At 73.8% G+C, this 16,389-nt stretch carries 12 protein-coding genes and 1 pseudogene; 6 read left to right on the top strand and 7 right to left on the bottom strand.

Going from position 1 to position 16,389, the window contains the following annotated elements:
* Positions 1-223 precede the first annotated feature (223 nt).
* Together ACI2LW_RS06625 and ACI2LW_RS06620 are read left to right on the top strand one after the other, a co-directional pair.
* Entirely contained in the window at positions 224-1,738 is a 1,515-nt protein-coding gene (locus tag ACI2LW_RS06625; protein WP_404730044.1) for a DUF1254 domain-containing protein, read from the top strand.
* Between the two features lie 129 nt (positions 1,739-1,867).
* Positions 1,868-2,308 carry a GNAT family N-acetyltransferase gene (locus tag ACI2LW_RS06620; RefSeq protein WP_404730043.1) on the top strand — a complete coding sequence of 147 codons (441 nt, stop codon included), beginning with the start codon at positions 1,868-1,870 and terminating at the stop codon, positions 2,306-2,308.
* A gap of 18 nt (positions 2,309-2,326) precedes the next feature.
* Here the strand turns inward: ACI2LW_RS06620 and ACI2LW_RS06615 are convergent, their stop codons facing one another.
* The 4 genes from ACI2LW_RS06615 to ACI2LW_RS06600 all read right to left on the bottom strand — a co-directional run bounded on the left by ACI2LW_RS06615 (position 2,327) and on the right by ACI2LW_RS06600 (position 6,454).
* A complete protein-coding gene (locus ACI2LW_RS06615) occupies positions 2,327-2,689 on the bottom strand; it encodes a nitrile hydratase accessory protein (RefSeq protein WP_404730042.1) in 363 nt (120 codons plus the stop codon).
* Positions 2,686-3,285 (bottom strand): nitrile hydratase subunit alpha, encoded by a 600-nt coding sequence (gene nthA, locus ACI2LW_RS06610; protein WP_404730041.1) that lies wholly within the window; start codon positions 3,283-3,285, stop codon positions 2,686-2,688. The genes ACI2LW_RS06615 and nthA overlap by 4 nt, the downstream gene beginning before the upstream one ends.
* Complete coding sequence (gene nthB, locus ACI2LW_RS06605) at positions 3,282-3,962, bottom strand: nitrile hydratase subunit beta (protein ID WP_404730040.1); 681 nt, start codon at positions 3,960-3,962, stop codon at positions 3,282-3,284. The genes nthA and nthB overlap by 4 nt, the downstream gene beginning before the upstream one ends.
* A 65-nt stretch (positions 3,963-4,027) precedes the next feature.
* Positions 4,028-6,454 carry an FUSC family protein gene (locus tag ACI2LW_RS06600; RefSeq protein WP_404730039.1) on the bottom strand — a complete coding sequence of 809 codons (2,427 nt, stop codon included), beginning with the start codon at positions 6,452-6,454 and terminating at the stop codon, positions 4,028-4,030.
* A gap of 290 nt (positions 6,455-6,744) precedes the next feature.
* Here ACI2LW_RS06600 and ACI2LW_RS06595 point away from each other — a divergent pair, with 290 nt between their 5' ends.
* The gene (locus ACI2LW_RS06595; protein WP_404730038.1) at positions 6,745-7,875 is read left to right on the top strand and encodes a DUF6215 domain-containing protein; all 1,131 of its coding nucleotides are present in this window, start codon (positions 6,745-6,747) and stop codon (positions 7,873-7,875) included.
* Between the two features lie 84 nt (positions 7,876-7,959).
* On the opposite strand, the gene ACI2LW_RS06590 is transcribed toward ACI2LW_RS06595, so the two are convergent.
* Positions 7,960-9,003: a zinc-dependent alcohol dehydrogenase family protein gene (locus ACI2LW_RS06590; RefSeq protein WP_404730037.1), complete on the bottom strand. Its 1,044-nt coding sequence runs from the start codon at positions 9,001-9,003 to the stop codon at positions 7,960-7,962.
* A gap of 107 nt (positions 9,004-9,110) precedes the next feature.
* Between ACI2LW_RS06590 and ACI2LW_RS06585 the strand changes: the two genes are divergently transcribed.
* Entirely contained in the window at positions 9,111-10,043 is a 933-nt protein-coding gene (locus ACI2LW_RS06585) for a LysR family transcriptional regulator (RefSeq protein WP_404730036.1), read from the top strand.
* Positions 10,044-10,180: 137 nt separating this feature from the next.
* On the opposite strand, the gene ACI2LW_RS06580 is transcribed toward ACI2LW_RS06585, so the two are convergent.
* Complete coding sequence (locus ACI2LW_RS06580; protein WP_404730035.1) at positions 10,181-11,149, bottom strand: LysR family transcriptional regulator; 969 nt, start codon at positions 11,147-11,149, stop codon at positions 10,181-10,183.
* A 145-nt stretch (positions 11,150-11,294) separates the two neighbouring features.
* Between ACI2LW_RS06580 and ACI2LW_RS06575 the strand changes: the two genes are divergently transcribed.
* The gene (locus ACI2LW_RS06575) at positions 11,295-12,710 is read left to right on the top strand and encodes an MFS transporter (RefSeq protein WP_404730034.1); all 1,416 of its coding nucleotides are present in this window, start codon (positions 11,295-11,297) and stop codon (positions 12,708-12,710) included.
* 73 nt (positions 12,711-12,783) lie between these two features.
* Positions 12,784-13,362: pseudogene (locus ACI2LW_RS06570) on the top strand (alpha/beta hydrolase); the annotation flags it as partial.
* A 567-nt stretch (positions 13,363-13,929) separates the two neighbouring features.
* On the opposite strand, the gene ACI2LW_RS06565 reads toward ACI2LW_RS06570, so the two are convergent.
* A partial coding sequence (locus ACI2LW_RS06565) for a beta strand repeat-containing protein (protein WP_404730033.1) occupies positions 13,930-16,389 on the bottom strand: 2,460 nt, incomplete at its 5' end.

Genomic DNA, 16,389 nt, shown 5'->3' with positions numbered 1-16,389 from the left:
TGCGACCGGCGGTTCCGGCACACCACATCCTGCGTCCGGGCGTCCGCCCGGCCGCAGCGGGGCGGACGGGCCCGTGCCGGGCTGCGGCGACGGGCGATGCGAGGGAGGATGGTCGGCGGGGGAGGGACCGAAACGGCCGGGGAGAGCCGCACGGGCCGGAGGGACCGCACGGCCGTGCGCCGGATGCCCTGCCCGCGACGCTGTCGAGCGAAGTGGTGCCGCTATGCCCGAACCATCGCACAACCCTGCCTGGCGGCGGATCCCCGAGGACGTGGCCGGCGCGGCCGTCTCCGTGGCGCGGGCCGCCGGGCACGCCGCCCGGCACCCCGGGTCCGCGATCGAGCGCGCACGCCGTCTGCCCGATATCGTGCCCGCGCTGGGCCAGGCGGTGAAGCCGATCCTGACCGGGCGCGTCGCCGACTGGCGCAGTGAGTACGCCTACACGCTCGGTGAGCAGGCCTTCGTCTACGGGTTCCCGTACATCTACAACGCCCGGCTCCGGCACGACTGGGTGACCCAGCCGCGGAACCCCGCGACCGTTCCGTACGCGCCCGTCAACCATTTCTGGCACGCCGAGCGACTGCTCGACGCCACGTACCGCGACGGGGGATGCCCCAACAACGACACCCTGTACTCGGTGGCCTGGGTGGACCTGACCGCCGAACCCGTCATCCTCTCCCATCCGGACATGGGCGACCGGTACTTCACCTTCGAGCTGGTGGGCATCACGTCCGACAACTTCGACTACGTCGGCCAGCGCACCACCGGCTCCGGCGCCGGCAGCTTCGCCCTGGTCGGTCCGGACTGGCAGGGCGGACTTCCCGCCGGGGTGCGCCGCCTGGAGGAGGCCCCCAGTCCCTGGGTGCTCGTGCTCGGCCGTACCCTCGTCGGCGGCCCGTACGACGTGCCGCACGTCCGGGAACTCCAGGAACACTACCGGCTCACCCCCCTCGGCCTGTTCGGCGATCCGGACGCGAAGGTCCCCGAACGCCGTGACGTCCTGACGCCGATCCCGGCGGAGGAGGACCCCCTGGGGCCGTGGAAGACACTGAACGCGATGCTGGCCGAGAACCCTCCACCGTCCCACCACGGTGTTCTCCTGCGGCAGTTCGCGGAGATCGGCATTGGGCCCGGCCTGGACGTCGAGGAGCAGCCCGACGCGGTCAAACGCAGCCTGATCCGTGCCGCGGCCGCCGGCGTGCCCCTGCTCAGACAGCAGCTGCTCAGCGGGGACTGGGCCCACCTCGTGCACGGCTGGCGCTACCCGCCCGCCGAGATGGGACGCTTCGGCGACGACTTCCTCAAACGCGCCGCCGACCAGTCGCTGGTCGGCGTCGCCTCCAACGACCCGGCCGAAGCCGTGTACTTGCTCAACTTCGACGACGCGGACGGGAACAAACTGGTCCCCGAGGGCCGCTACGAACTGCGCTTCCCGGGCGACGCGCTGCCGCCGGTCGACGCCTTCTGGTCGCTGACCGCCTACGGGGAGGACATGAACCTCATCCCCAACCCGGCCGACCGCTACTCGGTGGGCGACCGCAGCCCCGGCCTGCAGTGGGACGCCGACGGCGGGCTGACGATCCGCCTGCAGAGCGAGCCGCCCGGCGAGGGCGGGGAGGCCAACTGGCTGCCCACCGCGAGCAAGGGTGCCTGGTTCGTGGCCCTGCGCATGTACCGGCCCCGCCCGGAGGTGATCGACGCGACCTGGGAGTGCCCACCACTCACCCGCGTCGCCTGAACCGGGACCGGCCGGCCGGACGGGTACGTCCGGCCGGCCGCCCCTGGGCGCGGCGGCTCCCGGGTGCCGTAACAGGGCACACACCAACGGAAGTTGACGCCCTGAGACACGGTGTGGTCTGCTGCTGCGATGCCCGACCTCCGCATACGGCAACCGGACGGCGACGACACCCTCCGGGACTGGCAGCACGTCCACAACGTGATCATCCCCACGCATCCTCTGTCGCTGGAGGAGGTGCGGGAACGCGCCGGGCGCAACCACTTGGAGGTCGCCCACCTCGGCGACGTCCTCGTGGGCTGCAGCACGGTGCGCCCCCCGTCCGACGGCACGGCGACGGCCACCGTGATCGCCCGCGTCCTCGCCGAGCACCGGGGCAGGGGGTTCGGCAAGCAGCTCTACGCGCGCGGGCTCGCCCGTGCGCGGGAGCTGGGCGCCACGGTGATCGAGACGGTGGTGCTCTCCTCCAACGAGGACGGTCTGCGGTTCGCGCACCGGCACGGGTTCGTCGAGACCGAGCGCTACCTGCTGCCGGGGGACACCATCCCCTGGGTCGACCTGCGCCTGGCCTAACCGGCACCGGTCGGCGGTTCAGCGGGACCGCGCGCGGCTGTCGTCCGCGGCGTGGTCGTGGCCCGGTGGACGTTGCGCCAGGGCCTCGGCGCGGGTGGCGATCTCCTCCCTGGAGACGGCGCACCGGTCGACGAGCACGTCCTCCAGGGCGGCCAGCCAGTGCCGGTAGTAGCCGTAGGGCTCGTCCCGCACGGGTGCGCGCTCCCAGGCCGCGATCCGGGCGATGAGCGCGGCGCGGAACGCCGGCCAGGTGAACGCGCCCGCCTCGTGGAGGCCGACGGCCATGCCGAAGGCCCGGCTCTCCCACGGTTCGGCGAAGACCAGCTCGCCGTTGGAGCGGGGCGGGGCGGCGGACCCCTCGATGTCCAGCGGCGCGGTCACGGCGCGGCCACCTTGGCCACGCCCACCATGGCCTCACGGGTCACCAGCGGCACGAGTTCCTCCTCGCTCAGGTGCCCGGTACCGGCGGGCCGTTCGGGCAGCACGAACCAGCGCACCTCGCTGGTGGAGTCGTGCACGGTGACGCGCACGTCGTCGGCGAGGTCGAGTCCCATCTCGGACAGCACGGCGCGCGGTTGCCTCACCATGCGCGCGCGGTAGGCGGGGTCCTTGTACCAGCTCGGCGGCAGACCGAGCAACGGCCACGGATAGCACGAGCACAGTGTGCACACCACCACGTTGTGCTCGGTGGGGGTGTTCTCCACGACGACGATGTGCTCGCCCTGCGGCCCGGAGAAGCCCAGCTCCTTGACGGCGGCGGTGCCGTCCCGCAGCAGCCGCTCCCGGTAGGCGGGGTCGGTCCAGGCCCTGGCGACGACCTTGGCGCCGTTGAGGGGGCCGATCTGGGTCTCGTAGGTGGTGATGATGCCGTCCACCGCCCTGGGGTCGATCAGGCCCCGCTCGGTGAGCAGCTGCTCGAGCGCCTCGGTGCGCAGATCCGGGGGGAGCTGCCCGCCCGGCTCGTCGGCGGTGGTCATCGGGCCGTCTCCAGATAGCTCTCGTACATCTCCACCGTGAGCGCGAAGGGCTCCGACTCCGTGCCCCACAGCTCGCGCGAGTCGAACCGCACCGAGTACACGTGCTGCGGGTGCTCGCCCAGGAAGTGGGCGTTGGTGTCGGGCAGCACCGAGGCGGGCCGTACGGCCTCGACGACTCCGGTGTGTCCCCGCGCGTAGGCCGGCAGCCGGGTGTGTCCGGGCACCGGCGCCCCCCTGGCGCGCACCCGGTCGCCCGCGCCGAAGGCCGGCGCGGTGTCCACCGGGCGCAGCGATCCCGCGTCCACCGGTGCGGCGGTCGGTGCCCAGTCGGGGCGGGGGGCCGGGACCGGCGGCTCCTCGACGTGGTCGCCGCGCAGGTTGCGGGCACGGGCCCGGACCGCTCCCGGCGCCAGGGTGGCGCTCTCGGTGAGCATCGACTCCGCGGCGTTGAGCCAGCGCCCGAAGTAGCCGTCGTCGAGATAGGCGGCCGGGCTCAGACGCTCCAGGGCGTGCCGGAAGGCGTCCGGGTTGTAGCCGCCGCACGCGAGGCGGCTCGAGAGGATCGTCAGCGCGAACGCCCGGCCCTCCCAGGGATGTGCGAAGACCGGCTCGTCAGGCCTCGGCGGGCGGGCCGGCCCCCGGCCCTCGGTACCGCCCATGTCCGCGATACCGTCCATGGCACATCCCGCATGGGTGAGGAAACGTCACATTCAGGACAGTATAGAAAGCCGGTGTGACCGTGTCATGGCGGCTGTTCGCCGTCGGCGGCGCCCTGGCGGCCCTTCGACGGCACAGGATCGACCCGGGCGTCCGCTCGTACGGCGCGGATCGGCCCGCCGGCCGGCTCCCGGTGCCGTGGTGAGGCGGTGAGCGGCGCGGTGCCGGTCCGCCGCCTGACCTTGGCCGCGGCGGCCAGATGCGGTTGCAGGCGGCTGACCGCGTGCAGGTGATCGACGGTCCAGACGACGCGGACGGCGGTGTCGGTGGCGCGCCCGTGCTCGTCGCGCAGATCGCGCCGCACCGAGCCGGCGATGGCCGCTTCCGCGTCGAGGTTGCGCTGCAGCGGCCGAGGGGCCGAATCCCGCTCGGTCAGGCTCGCCGCCAGGTCCCGGAACCAGCCCGTGACCCGCCCCGACATCCCGAGGAGGGCCATCCGGGCGTCGGACCAGTCCGTCCGGGCGGACGGTGCCCGGGGACGCCGCCACAGCCCGAGGACGGCGTCCGCCGCGAGGTGGAGGGCGTTGATGCCCGTGACGAGCGTGGCCAGGTCCGCCATCGGGACCGGCTTGGGGCCGTGCTCCGCCAGATAGGCACGGAAGGCGTCGTCCAGCAGCCGGGCGGCGGCCACCGCCTGGCGGCTGTCCCGCACGGGCGCCCGGACGGCGGCCGGGCGGTCGCCGCACCGGCCGACGGCGTAGTCCACCGCCGCGTCCAGATAACGGGCGCTGTACGTGTACGCGGCGGCCAGGGCCCGGTCCACGGCCGCCGCGGCACCGCGCGGCCAGAAGAACAGCCCCACGAGCACGCTGACCCCGCAGCCGATGGCGATGTCCTCCAGCCGCGCCAGCGCGGTGTGCCAGTCGGGGGTCCGGCCGATGCTGAACAGAATGACGAGGGTGACGGTGAAGGCGGCCTGCCCGGCGGCGAACGAGATGGCGGCGGGGGCGATGCCCGCGACGAGGACGGCCACCGGCAGCAGGCACCACAGAAGGGTGCTGTGGTGGCCGATGAGCTGCAGCAGCCCCGCCCCGATGACGGAACCCACCAGCGTTCCGCCCAGCGCGCGGACCGCGTTCTGCCCGGTGCTCAGCGCGTTGGAGCGCAGGACCGACAGAGTGCCCAGCAGGATCCAGAACGAGTGCTGGAAGCTCGTGAGGTTCACCAGCACGACCGCGACACCGAGGCCGAGCGCGCCGCGCAGGCTGTTGTGCAGCCAGACCGAATGCGGATGCAGGTGGGCCGCGGCCCGCTCGCGGGCGGAGGTCAGGGGCTCACTCAGGCCCCCGGGTGCCTGGCCGGTCAGGCGTTCCCGCCACCCGCGCTGCTCGGCGGCCGCGGCCAGACGCACGTTGTCCGCGATCCGGAGCACCACGAATCCGAGCTCCTCCGCGCGGAACGACACGTCCAGGGCCTCGACGAAACCGCGGATCTCCGGTGTGCCCTCGAGGTGGCGGTGCACCGGGAGCCGGCCGGCGGCCCCGCGCTCCAGTCCCTCCAGGGCCGTACGCAGCCGGTTCACGGAGGTCCGCAGTGCGTGGGGGTCCGCGCGTGGTTCCTCGAGCAGGCGGGCGGCGTGCTCGAGGACGTCGGCCGCGGCGGCCAGCGGGAGGTGGGCGTCCGGATCGCAGTCGGCACCGTCACCGGGAGAGTGCCCTCCGTCCTCCATGACGGTGCTGAGCCAGGTGAGCTCGTCGACCAGGCGGACGATCGCGCGGGAGCCGGTGGACAGGCCGCTGGGGCGGTACGGAGTCGCCTCGAACACGGTGCGCAGCTCGGCCGCCGCGGTCGCGGCCTCGTCGGCGGCGACCGCGTACCGTTCCGCGGCCGGCGCCCGCGGCGCGCACGTCAGCCGGGAGGCGTCGGCACGCAGTACCGCGGCGGCCGCGCGGCAGACCCGGGCGGCGGGCGCGCTCAGCGGATCGCCGGCCGGCCGGGGCCACAGCAGCCGGACGGCCGGCAGGGCGGCCAGCGCCGCCAGACCCGCTCCGGCGAGGCGGTCCGGCAGCACTGCCAGGGGCGCGGGTGTGGTGACCGGCAGGATGAAGCCCAGCAGCAGCGCGGTCGTGCTGCCGGCGAGTACGGAGCTGACGACACCCGAGAACAGCACCAGGAAGCCGACCAGCACGGTGACCGCCACCGCCAGCCACATCGTCCCGGCGATCACCGTGCCGAGGCTGATGAGCACCGCCCACGCCGCCGCGAATCCCACGTGGGCCCGTAGCCGCTGCGGCATCGGACCGGTGAAGTCGACCAGCAGCAGCATGGAGAACGAGCCGAAGGCGGCGTAGGAGGCCATGACGGGTGAGTGGAGGACTTCGATGCACAGGGCGAACAGTCCCGGCATGACGATCGCGGCACGCACGGCCCGGCGGGTCGCCGCGAGTTCGGGATCGCGTACGGCCCACCACTGAAGGAGCCGCGAGGACCGGGCTCGGCCCGGCACCTGCATCTGGGTGGAGACCTCCCACGGGCGGGCCGCAGACCTGCCCCGTCGACGCCGGTGCCCCGTCGGGCACCCGGTTCGCCTCACAAGTATGTGGGAGCGGATCCGGCCGCGCACGCGCAGGTCCGGCCCCCCGGGGCACGCGCGGGTCCGGCCTTGCCGGCACGCGCGGGTCCGGCCTGGCACGGGCCGCCGGTGGCGCGGGCGCCGGCCCGCACCACGGAACTGTCATGTGCATGGGCGGAAGTATGGCTTCCGTCATAGCGGAAGTGATCGCGTACTGGTGAGATCATCCGGTGATCGGTTTCCTCGTTCGCCGCCTCCCCTTCTGGGTCCGCGAGCCCCTGCTCATCGTGGTCGGGTCCGTCTTCGGCGTGCGCATCATGTATCTCGCCGTCCATGACCGCGAGTGGGTCCCGGCCGGCATCGGCCTGGTGTTCCTGGTGTTCACCGCGGTCCGCGTCCACATGGTCGTGCGGGTCCTGCGCGTGCGCCGCGCCCTGAGGGCGGCGGCCGCTGCGGACACGGCGGCGGCCGGCACGGAAAGGGCGGGGGCCGGCTCGGACACGGCCACCGTCGGCGCGGGCACGGCGGCGGCCGCTGCGGACACGGCGGCGGCCGGGTCCGTCGCCCATGCCGACGTCCCGGCCTCCGGCGCGCCCCGGGTCCCGGCCCGGTCCGGGTCCGCGGCCCAGCCGCAGCCCGGCGCGCGGACCGCCCAGAAGGAGCCCAACGCCTGGGGGCAGGCCGTGGCGGCGGTGGCCGTGTTCGGGGCGATCGGCGCGGCGCTGTGGCTGGCTCCGGACGTGCTGCCGTCCCAGGACGGCCCGCGTCCCGCCTCGTGCCCGGGCCGCGAAACCGCGGAACTGCCGAAGGCCTACCGGCACAAGCCCGGGGTCCTGACGGGTGACGAGCTGTGCGAGGCGCTGAACCGGCCCGACCTGGCCCGGCTCCTCGGAACCCCCGGTGAGACCGCGACGTCGGTGTCCGGCACCAACAACACCGCCCTCCTGACCGACGGGAAGGTGGCCCAGCCGGAGGCCGAGGTCGAGTTCGACACGTACACCGTGCACGCCTCGGCCACCTACAACGAACTGTCGACCGCCCAGTACGTGAAGCTGATGCGAATCGGCGGTGAGAGGGACGTCAAGACGCTCAAGGTGCTCGGCCGGCCCGCGGTCCTCTCCTCGGACCACACCATGAAGCTCGAGATCGATCTCGGTGGCAGCGCGTCGGGCGGACCGGTCGAGCAGGGGCCACTGGCCAGGACGCTGTCCGTGGCTCTCGACCCGAAGGACCGGGGCGGCTCCTACGACTTCACCGTGTGGAGCAAGACCGGCGCCCTGCCGGACGACCACGTACTCGTCGACATCGCCGCAAAGGTCCTTCCCGCGCTGACCGAGCGGCCCGCCCCGTCGGCGACGTAGGGCCGAGGGCACCGTACCGGCACCCGGCGGCGGCTGCACGCCTCCGGTCGCGGCGGAACGCGTTCCGCCGCGACCGCCCGGGCCTCAGAGGGCGATGCGGACCTTGAGAGCCGTGCGGTCGTGCATCGCGCGGTAGCCGTCGGGTACGCCGTCGAGGCCGACGGTGCGGTCGAAGACCAGGCCGGGTTCGATGGCGCCGGAGAGCACATCGGGCAGCAGTTCGGGAATGTACGCGCGGGCCGGGGCGACCCCGCCGGCCAGCGCGATGTTCCGGTCGAACATGCGGCCGATGTCCACACCGGCGGAGCCGCCGTGCGGCACCCCCACGTAGCCGACCGCGCCGCCGTCGCGGGCGACGGAGATCGCCGTGCGCATCGACTCCTCGGTGCCGACGGCCTCCAGCACGGCGTGTGCGCCCTGGCCGCCGGTCAGCTCGCCGACCGCCTCGACCGCGGCCTCGCCCCGCTCGGCCACCACGTCGGTGGCGCCGAAGCGGCGGGCGATCGCGATGCGCTCCTCGTGCCGGCCCAGCGCGATGATCCGCCCGGCGCCCAGCCGGCGCGCGGCGAGCACACCGCACAGGCCGACCGCGCCGTCACCCACCACGGCGACGGTGACACCGGGCCGTACCCGGGCCGCCACCGCGGCGTGGTGGCCGGTGCTCATCACGTCCGACAGCGCGAGCAGGCCGGGCAGCAGCTTCTCCTCGCCGGCCGCCTCCTCCGGCAGCTTGACCAGGGTGCCGTCCGCGTAGGGCACCCGCACGGCCTCGCCCTGCCCGCCGTCGGATCCGACCTCCCCCCAGAAGCCGCCGTTGGGGCAGGACGTGTGCAGGCCCTCGCGGCAGTGGTCGCAGGTGCCGTCGGACCAGACGAACGGCGCCAGCACGAAGTCGCCGCGCGCGAAACCGGTCACCTCGCGGCCGACGTCCTCGACGACGCCGAGGAACTCGTGGCCGATCCGCTGCCCGGCCACCCTGGACGCCACACCCCGGTACGCCCACAGGTCGCTGCCGCAGATACAGGCGTTGACCACCCGCACCACGGCGTCCGTCGGCCGCCGCACGACCGGGTCGGGCACCTCCTCGACACGGATGTCACCGGGGCCGTGGATCACGGTGGCGCGCACGAACACTCCTGGTACTGCTCGGGAACGGGGCTGAGGCCGCCAGGGTCGCCGTTCACCCGCCCTCGTGTCCAGCTACATCTCCTACAGCATGACCTTAAGATGAGCTGATGCTCGACGTCCGACGCCTCATCCTTCTGCGGGACCTGGCCGTCCACGGCACCGTGACCGCCGTGGCCGAACTGCACGGCGTCACGCCCTCCGCCGTGTCGCAGCAGCTGCGGCTGCTGGAGGAGGAGACAGGCGCCCGCCTCCTGGAGCGCACCGGCCGCTCCGTCCACCTCACGGCCGCCGGCCACCGGCTCGCCGAGGACACCGAAACCGTGCTCACGGCCCTCGAGCAGGCCCGCAACCGGCTGCGGGCCGATGCCGGTGAACCGGCCGGGCCCCTCCACCTCGCCTGCTTCCCCAGCGCCCTCGCGCCGGTGGCCGCCCCCGTGGGCGAAGCCCTGGAGAAGGCCCACGGGGAGCTGCGCGTGCACATCACCGAGGCGGAACCGGAACCCGCCGTACGGCTGCTGCTCCAGCGCCGCGCCGACGTCGCGCTGCTCTACCGCTACACGAACCTCGCCGCACCCGCGCACCCGGCCGTCGAGACGATCACCCTGTGGGACGATCCCCTGGTCGCCGTCCTGCGCGAGGACCACCCGGCGGCCGGCCCCGAGGGATCCCCGGTCGACCTGCGCGAGCTGGCGACCACCCCGTGGATCACCGCCCCGCCGCAGACGGCCTGCGGCGAGGCCGTCCTCCACGCCTGCCGGTCGGCCGGCTTCACCCCGCGGGTACGCCACACCTGCACCGACTTCTCCGCCATGGCCGCCCTCGCCGCGAGCAGCGGCCACACCGTCCTCATGCCGCGCATGGCCGCGCACCGCCTGCCGCCGCCACTCACGGCGCACCCGGTGGCGGACGGCACGCTCACCCGCACCATCGAGACCGCCGTCCGCCACGGCACCGCGCACCAGCCCGCGATCGCCGCCTGCCTCACCGCGCTGCGCGCCCTCGACGCCCGCGCGCTCGGTGCCCCGGACGCCCGGTGGTGACCCCCCGCGCGCTCGGCGGTCCGGGCGCCGGTGACGCCCCCCGCGCTCATGACCCCCGGGCGGTCCTGACGCCCGCGCGCCCCTGACCCCCGGGCGGTCCCTACGCCCGCGCGCCCGGTGAGGCCCGCGCGTGAACGCTATGGGCGGCGCGCGGCGGTGTCGCCCCCGCGGCCGTGCGGGACCGCCGCCCAGGACGGGAGCCAGCACGGACCGGGCAGGCGCGGCAGGCTCGTGAAGTGGTCGATGACCGGCTGCAGTCGGGGATGCGGGTTCGTCCTCGGCACGATGAGCGAGATCGGGTAGGCGATGACCGGGTCCACGATCGGGATGCGCCGCAGGTCGTACCCGGCCGGCCAGAGGTAGCGGTCGCGCGCGCCGACGAGGGTGGCCACCTCGTCGGACTCCGCGAGGGTGTCGAGCAGGACCTCGTTGCCGAAGTTCGGACCGGAGGCGTCGACGCGCAGATCGAACGCCGAAACGAGCTCGTCGTAGAACTCGGCCCACTCGCTGCGCGGCGCGATGCCCGGCACCCAGATGCGGTGCCCGCGCAACTGGGCCGGCGTCAGCGTCCGCGCGGAGGCCAGCGGATGCCCCGGGCCGACGATCAGCTCGAGCGGGGAGTCGAACGCGCGCAGCATCCGCAGATCGCGCGGCAGCGCCGCGGGGTCGGTGACCGTGCGGAACGTGGCGTCGACGTCGCCCGCCCGGACGGCGGCGACCGCCGCGCGCGGATCACTCACCTTGATGGTCACCACGTCCAGCTCGACGTCGGGATGCGAGCGCCAGTACTCGTGGAGGAGCACGGCCTGCGCGGACCTCAGCCCGAGGACGTCGACGCGCAGGGGCCGCGAGCCCCTCCCCAGCGCGGTCAGGGCGCGGTCGGCACCGGTGACGACGGTCCGCGCGTGCGGCAGGAACGCCTGGCCGTCGTGGGTCAGCTCGACCCCTCGGACGGTGCGGGTGAACAGGCGGGCGCCGAGCTCCCGCTCCAGGGCGGCGATCCGCTTCGACACGGCCTGCTGGGTCACGCCGAGCTCGTCCGCCGCATGCTGCAGCCGGCCCAGCTCGGCGGCACGGAGGAACGTACGCACCGCCTCGGTATCCACCGGCCCATGGTAGGCGCGCCCGGCGGACCGGCCCGCGCCCCTCACAACCGATCGTTGTGTCTCCCCGTGGAACGGTTGTTTGATCCCGCTCCCCGCCGACTGATGTCATGCACCGGCCCGCACCCCGCCTTCGCGAAGGAGACGCATGCCCCCGCGCCTGGAACCCGGTTTCGGCCGGCTGTGGTCGGCCTACGCGGTGAGCACGTACGGCACCTGGATCGCCTTCGGGGCGTTCCCGCTGATCGCCGTCCGTGTGCTGCACTCGACACCGTTCGCCGTCGCACTGCTGGAGGCGGCCGGCCTCGCCGTCGCGGCGGTGGCCGCCGTCCCGCTCGCGCCGTGGGTCGAACGCCGGGCCAAGCGGCCGGTGATGATCGGCTCGGACCTGGTCCGCTGTGCGGCGATGGCGAGCGTCCCGGCGGCGCACCTGCTCGGCCTGCTGTCGTACGGACAACTGCTCGTTGTGTCGGTCGTCTCGGGAACCGCGGGCATCGTCTTCACCGCCGCCTCCGGCGCCTACCTCAAGCAGCTCGTCCGAGGCGAACACCTCCTGGTCGCCAACGGGAGGTTCGAGGGCACCAACTGGGCGGCGACCGCGGCCGGACCGCCGCTCGGGGGCGCGCTGACCGGGGCGCTCGGCCCGGTCGTCACCGTCGCGGCCGACGCCCTCAGCTACCTGCTGTCCGCGCTCGCGGTCCTGCGCGCCCCCGCCGTCGACGCCGCGCCCCGCACGGGCCCCGACGACTACGGCGGCGCCCGCACGGGCCCCGACGACGCACCGACCCGCACGGGCCCCGACGAGGCCACGTCCCGCACGGGCCGCGCCACCGGGCCGCACGCCCGGGACTTCCTGGCCGGCTGGCGCCTCATCCTCCACGACCGGTTCCTGCGGCGCCTGTTCCTCAACCAGATGGCCGTCAACGGACTGATCATGGCGACCGGCCCGCTCCTGGCCGTGCTCCTGCTCGGCCAGTACCACGTCCCCGCCTGGCAGTACGGGCTCGCCTTCGCGCTCCCCGCGCTCGGCGGCCTCGCCGGCGCCCGCCTGTCCGCGCGCCTGGTCGCCCGCCACGGACGGCACCGCGTCCTGACCGTCACCGGCCGGCTGCGCGCGGTCTTCCCGCTCGGACTCGTGATGACCCGGCCCGGCGTCTCCGGCGTGCTCACCGTCGCCCTCGTCGAGGGCCTGCTGATCGTCTGCATGGGCGTCTTCAACCCCATCAGCGCGACGGAACGCCTGCGCCGCGCGCCCGCCGGCCACGCCGCCCGGATGGCCGGCGCCTGGAGCATCACCAGCAGGCTGACCCAGGCCACCTGCATGGTCGTCTGGGGCGTGATAGCGACACGCACCGGCCCGTTGCCCGCGATCGCCCTCTCCGGCGTCCTGCTGCTCGCCACCCCGCTGCTGCTGCCCGCACAACCGCCCGCCCCCACGCCCGCGTACGCGCCCGACCGCACAGAGCCCGACCACACAGGGCCCGACCACACAGGGCCCGACCACACAGGGCCCGACCACACAGCGCCCGACCGCACAGGACCCGACCGCAGGGCCCTCGACTGACCCGCTCCCTCGGCTCCGGCGACACGCCCCCCGTCGGACGCCTCACCCGGCCGCCGCACCGCACCTCGCCACCATGGGGGACACCATGTGTTCCGGCGACGCGGACGGACGCCCGTCCCGTCCTCCGGGACCCATCGGACCCATCGGGAACCGCGGCGCCCCCGACGCACAGGCGGCCGTGCCCGACGGGCCGACCGGCGTGAGGGAAGGCGGCCCGCCCATGTCGTACGGCGATCGAAGCGCCCGCACACCACAGGCACGCCGCGTCACGGCACCCGGACCCCGGTGGGTCGACCACGAGGTCGACGGGATGCTCGTGCGCGAAGCGAGCGACCCGCTCGTAGCGCAGCGCGGCACCATCGTCATGATCCACGGAGCCCAGCAGGGCTGGTGGGTCTTCGAATGCTGGATCCCGGTCCTCGTCGACTCGGGCTGGACCTGCCTGGCCCTGTCCCTGCCCCACCACACCGGCTCCCGCACCCTGCCGAGAGAGACGTTCCTGTCGCTGACCCTCATGGACTACGTGGACGACGTGCTGCGCGTGCTGGACCGCCTCGCTCCAGGGGCCGTACTGCTCGGGCACAGCATGGGGGAACTGCTCGCCCAACTGGTGGCCGCACGGGTACGCACCGAAGCACTCGTCCTGGTCTCCACCGTGGGCCCCGGCCAGCTCGGCGCGATGCGCAAGACGCCCTTGCCGCCGGACGAGCCCGTCATGTACAGCCGGGACAGGATTCGCGCCTGGTGGTTCCACCGCATCACCGAGACCGCCCTGGACGCGGTGATGGAGCGCGTCGGCCCGGAACCCCCGCCCGTCGTCAACGGCTACAGCGACGGAAGCGCCCTCGTCGACACACGAGCCGTCCACTGCCCCGTTCTCGTCATCGGTCCGCAGGAGGACCGCACCCCCGTGCACGACGCCCATCGCATCGCCGACCTCTACGGGGTGCGCCCGGTGCTGGTGCCCGGCGTCGGTGACACCATGATGCTGGAGGACGAGGGCGTTCACGTCGCCTCGGTGGTCGCCGAGTGGCTGGACGCCCAGGGCGCCGGCCGGTACGACGACGGTCGCGAACCCGGTGCCACCGGACGGGCCGGTACGCCCCTGAGCCGATGGCCGCCGGATCGCAACCGCCGCAGGGCCCCGGCCGGCGTGGGGGGCCGGCCGGGGCCGCGGGTCCGACGTCGGGGTCCGACGTCGGGGTCTGCCGTCGTCGGCTCACATGACGACGTGGGTGTCGACGGGCGATGTCGACGCGTTGTAGCCGGCGTTGCCGTTGTAGCCAGCGGTCAGCGCGTGCGTCCCGACCGTCAGGCCGGACGTGGTGAACGTCGCCACTCCGCCGCTCAGCGTGCCCGTGCCCAGGAGGGTCGCGCCGTCGAAGAAGCCGACCGTTCCGGCAGGTGTTCCGCCGCCGGGCGGCACCGCGGCGACCGTGGCCGTCAGGACCACCGCCTGCGCGGGTGCCGACGGGTTGGGCGCCGAGGCGAGCGCCGTGGTCGTACTGGCCTTGTTCACCGTCTCGTTGACCGTCGGTGACGTTGACCCGTTGAAGTTCGCGTCACCGTTGTAGGCGGCGCGGACGGTGCGCACGCCCACCGGCAAGGTCGCGGTCGTCAGCGTGGCGACACCGCCGGCCAGGGCGACCGGGGCCTGCGGGATCCCCCCGACGAAGAACGTCACCGTGCCGGTCGGGGTACCCGCGCCCGGGGCCACGGCCGCGACGGTCGCGGTCAGGGTCTTGGGCTCGCCGAACACCGTCGGATCGGGCGATACGCCGACCGCCGTGGTGCTCGACGCCTTGACCACCGACTGCGTGTCCACCGGCGAGGTCGAACCCGTGAACTGCGTGTCGCCGCCGTAGACCGCCGTCAGCGCGTGCGAACCCGCCGCGAGTGACGTCGTGGTGAGGGTCGCGGTGCCGCCCACGAGTGACGCGGTGCCGATGAGGGTGGCGCCGTCGTGGAAGTCGACCGTGCCGGTGGGGGTACCTGCCCCGGGTGCGACGGCGGCCACGGTGGCGGTGAGGGTCTTCGCCTGCCCGAACACCGAGGGGTCGGGCGCGGACACCAGCACCGTCGATGTGGCGGCCTGCGTCACCGTCTGCGTGTCCACGGCCGACGTCGAACCGGTGAAGTTCGTGTCGCCGCTGTAGAGCGCGGTCATCGCATGGGTGCCCACCCCGAGTGACGTCGTGGTGAGGGTCGCGGTGCCGCCCACGAGTGACGCGGTGCCGATGAGGGTGGCGCCGTCGTGGAAGTCGACTGTGCCGGTGGGGGTACCTGCCCCGGGTGCGACGGCGGCCACGGTGGCGGTGAGGGTCTTCGCCTGCCCGAACACCGAGGGGTCGGGCGCGGACACCAGCACCGTCGATGTGGCGGCCTGCGTCACCGTCTGTGTGTCCACGGGTGAAGTGGAGGCGTTGAAGCCGGCGTTGCCGTTGTAGACGGCCGTCAGCGCGTGCGTCCCGACCGCCAGGCCGGAGGTGGTGAACGTCGCCACCCCGCCGCTGAGGGTGGCGGTGCCGAGGAGTGTGGCCCCCTCGAAGAAGCTGACCGTACCGGCCGGCGTGCCGCCACCGGGTGCGACGGGCGTGACGGTGGCGGTGAGGGTCTTCGCCTGCCCGAACACGGAGGGATCGGGCGCGGATGTCAGGGCGGTCGCCGAATTGGCCTTGGTCACCGTTGCGTTGACGTTGGGCGAGGAGGAACCGTTGAAGTTTCCGTCACCGCCGTAGACGGCGCGGACGGTCCGCACGCCCACGGGCAGGCTCGAGGTCGTCAGCGTGGCCACACCGCCCACCAGGGCGACCGGGGCCTGCGGAATGCCGCCGATGAAGAACGTCACCGACCCCGTCGGCGTGCCCGCACCCGGCGCCACGGCGGTCACCGTTGCCGTCAGCGTCTTGGGCTGGCCGAACACAGAGGGATCCGGCGACACGCTCACGGCCGTCGACGACGAAGCCTTGACCACCGACTGCGCGTCCACCGGGGAGGCGGAACCCGAGAAACTCGAGTCACCCCCGTACACGGCCGTCAGCGCGTGGGAACCCACGGACAGACCGGAGACGGTGAGGGCGGCGGTGCCGCCGCTGAGGGGGGACGTGCCGATGAGGGTGGCGCCGTCGAAGAAGCTCACTGTCCCGGTGGGGGTTCCGGTGGCCGGCGACACCGCGGCGACGGTCGCGGTCAGGGTCTTCGGCTGCCCGAACACCGAGGGATCCGGCGCGGAGGTGAGAGCGGTCGCGGTCGCACCCTGCGTCACGGTCTGCGTGTCCACGGGCGAGGTGGAGCCGGTAAAGCTCGCGTCGCCGCTGTAGGTGGCGGTCAATGGATGTGATCCGACTGCCAGGGACGAGGTGGTGAGGGTGGCCGTTCCGCCGGTGAGGGTGGCGGTGCCGATGAGGGTGGCGCCGTCGTAGAAGTCGACTGTTCCGGTGGGGGTTCCGGCTCCGGGTGGTACGGGGGTGACGGTGGCGGTGAGTGTCTTGGGTTGTCCGAAGACGGAGGGGTCGGGGGTGGAGGTGAGGGTGGTGGAGGTGTCGGCCTGGTCGACGGTCTGCGTGTCGACGGGTGAGGTGGAGCCGGTGAAGTTCGTGTCGCCGCTGTAGACCGCAGTCAGTGCGTGTGATCCGACGGCGAGTGTGCTGGTGGTGAGGGTGGCGGTGCCGCCGGTGAG

The organism is Streptomyces sp. NPDC004065 (genome assembly GCF_044903565.1).
Classification (GTDB): Bacteria; Actinomycetota; Actinomycetes; order Streptomycetales; family Streptomycetaceae; genus Streptomyces.
This window is presented reverse-complemented; position numbering and strand designations above follow the sequence as displayed.

What these genes read in the sequence shown, in the direction of transcription:
- ACI2LW_RS06585 (WP_404730036.1), top strand. Translation starts at nt 9,111, where the DNA reads ATGCTCGACGTCCGACGCCTCATCCTTCTGCGGGACCTGGCCGTCCAC.
- ACI2LW_RS06625 (WP_404730044.1), top strand. Translation starts at nt 224, where the DNA reads ATGCCCGAACCATCGCACAACCCTGCCTGGCGGCGGATCCCCGAGGAC.
- ACI2LW_RS06575 (WP_404730034.1), top strand. Translation starts at nt 11,295, where the DNA reads ATGCCCCCGCGCCTGGAACCCGGTTTCGGCCGGCTGTGGTCGGCCTAC.
- nthB (WP_404730040.1), bottom strand. Translation starts at nt 3,962, where the DNA reads ATGGACGGTATCGCGGACATGGGCGGTACCGAGGGCCGGGGGCCGGCC.
- ACI2LW_RS06600 (WP_404730039.1), bottom strand. Translation starts at nt 6,454, where the DNA reads ATGCAGGTGCCGGGCCGAGCCCGGTCCTCGCGGCTCCTTCAGTGGTGG.
- ACI2LW_RS06620 (WP_404730043.1), top strand. Translation starts at nt 1,868, where the DNA reads ATGCCCGACCTCCGCATACGGCAACCGGACGGCGACGACACCCTCCGG.
- nthA (WP_404730041.1), bottom strand. Translation starts at nt 3,285, where the DNA reads ATGACCACCGCCGACGAGCCGGGCGGGCAGCTCCCCCCGGATCTGCGC.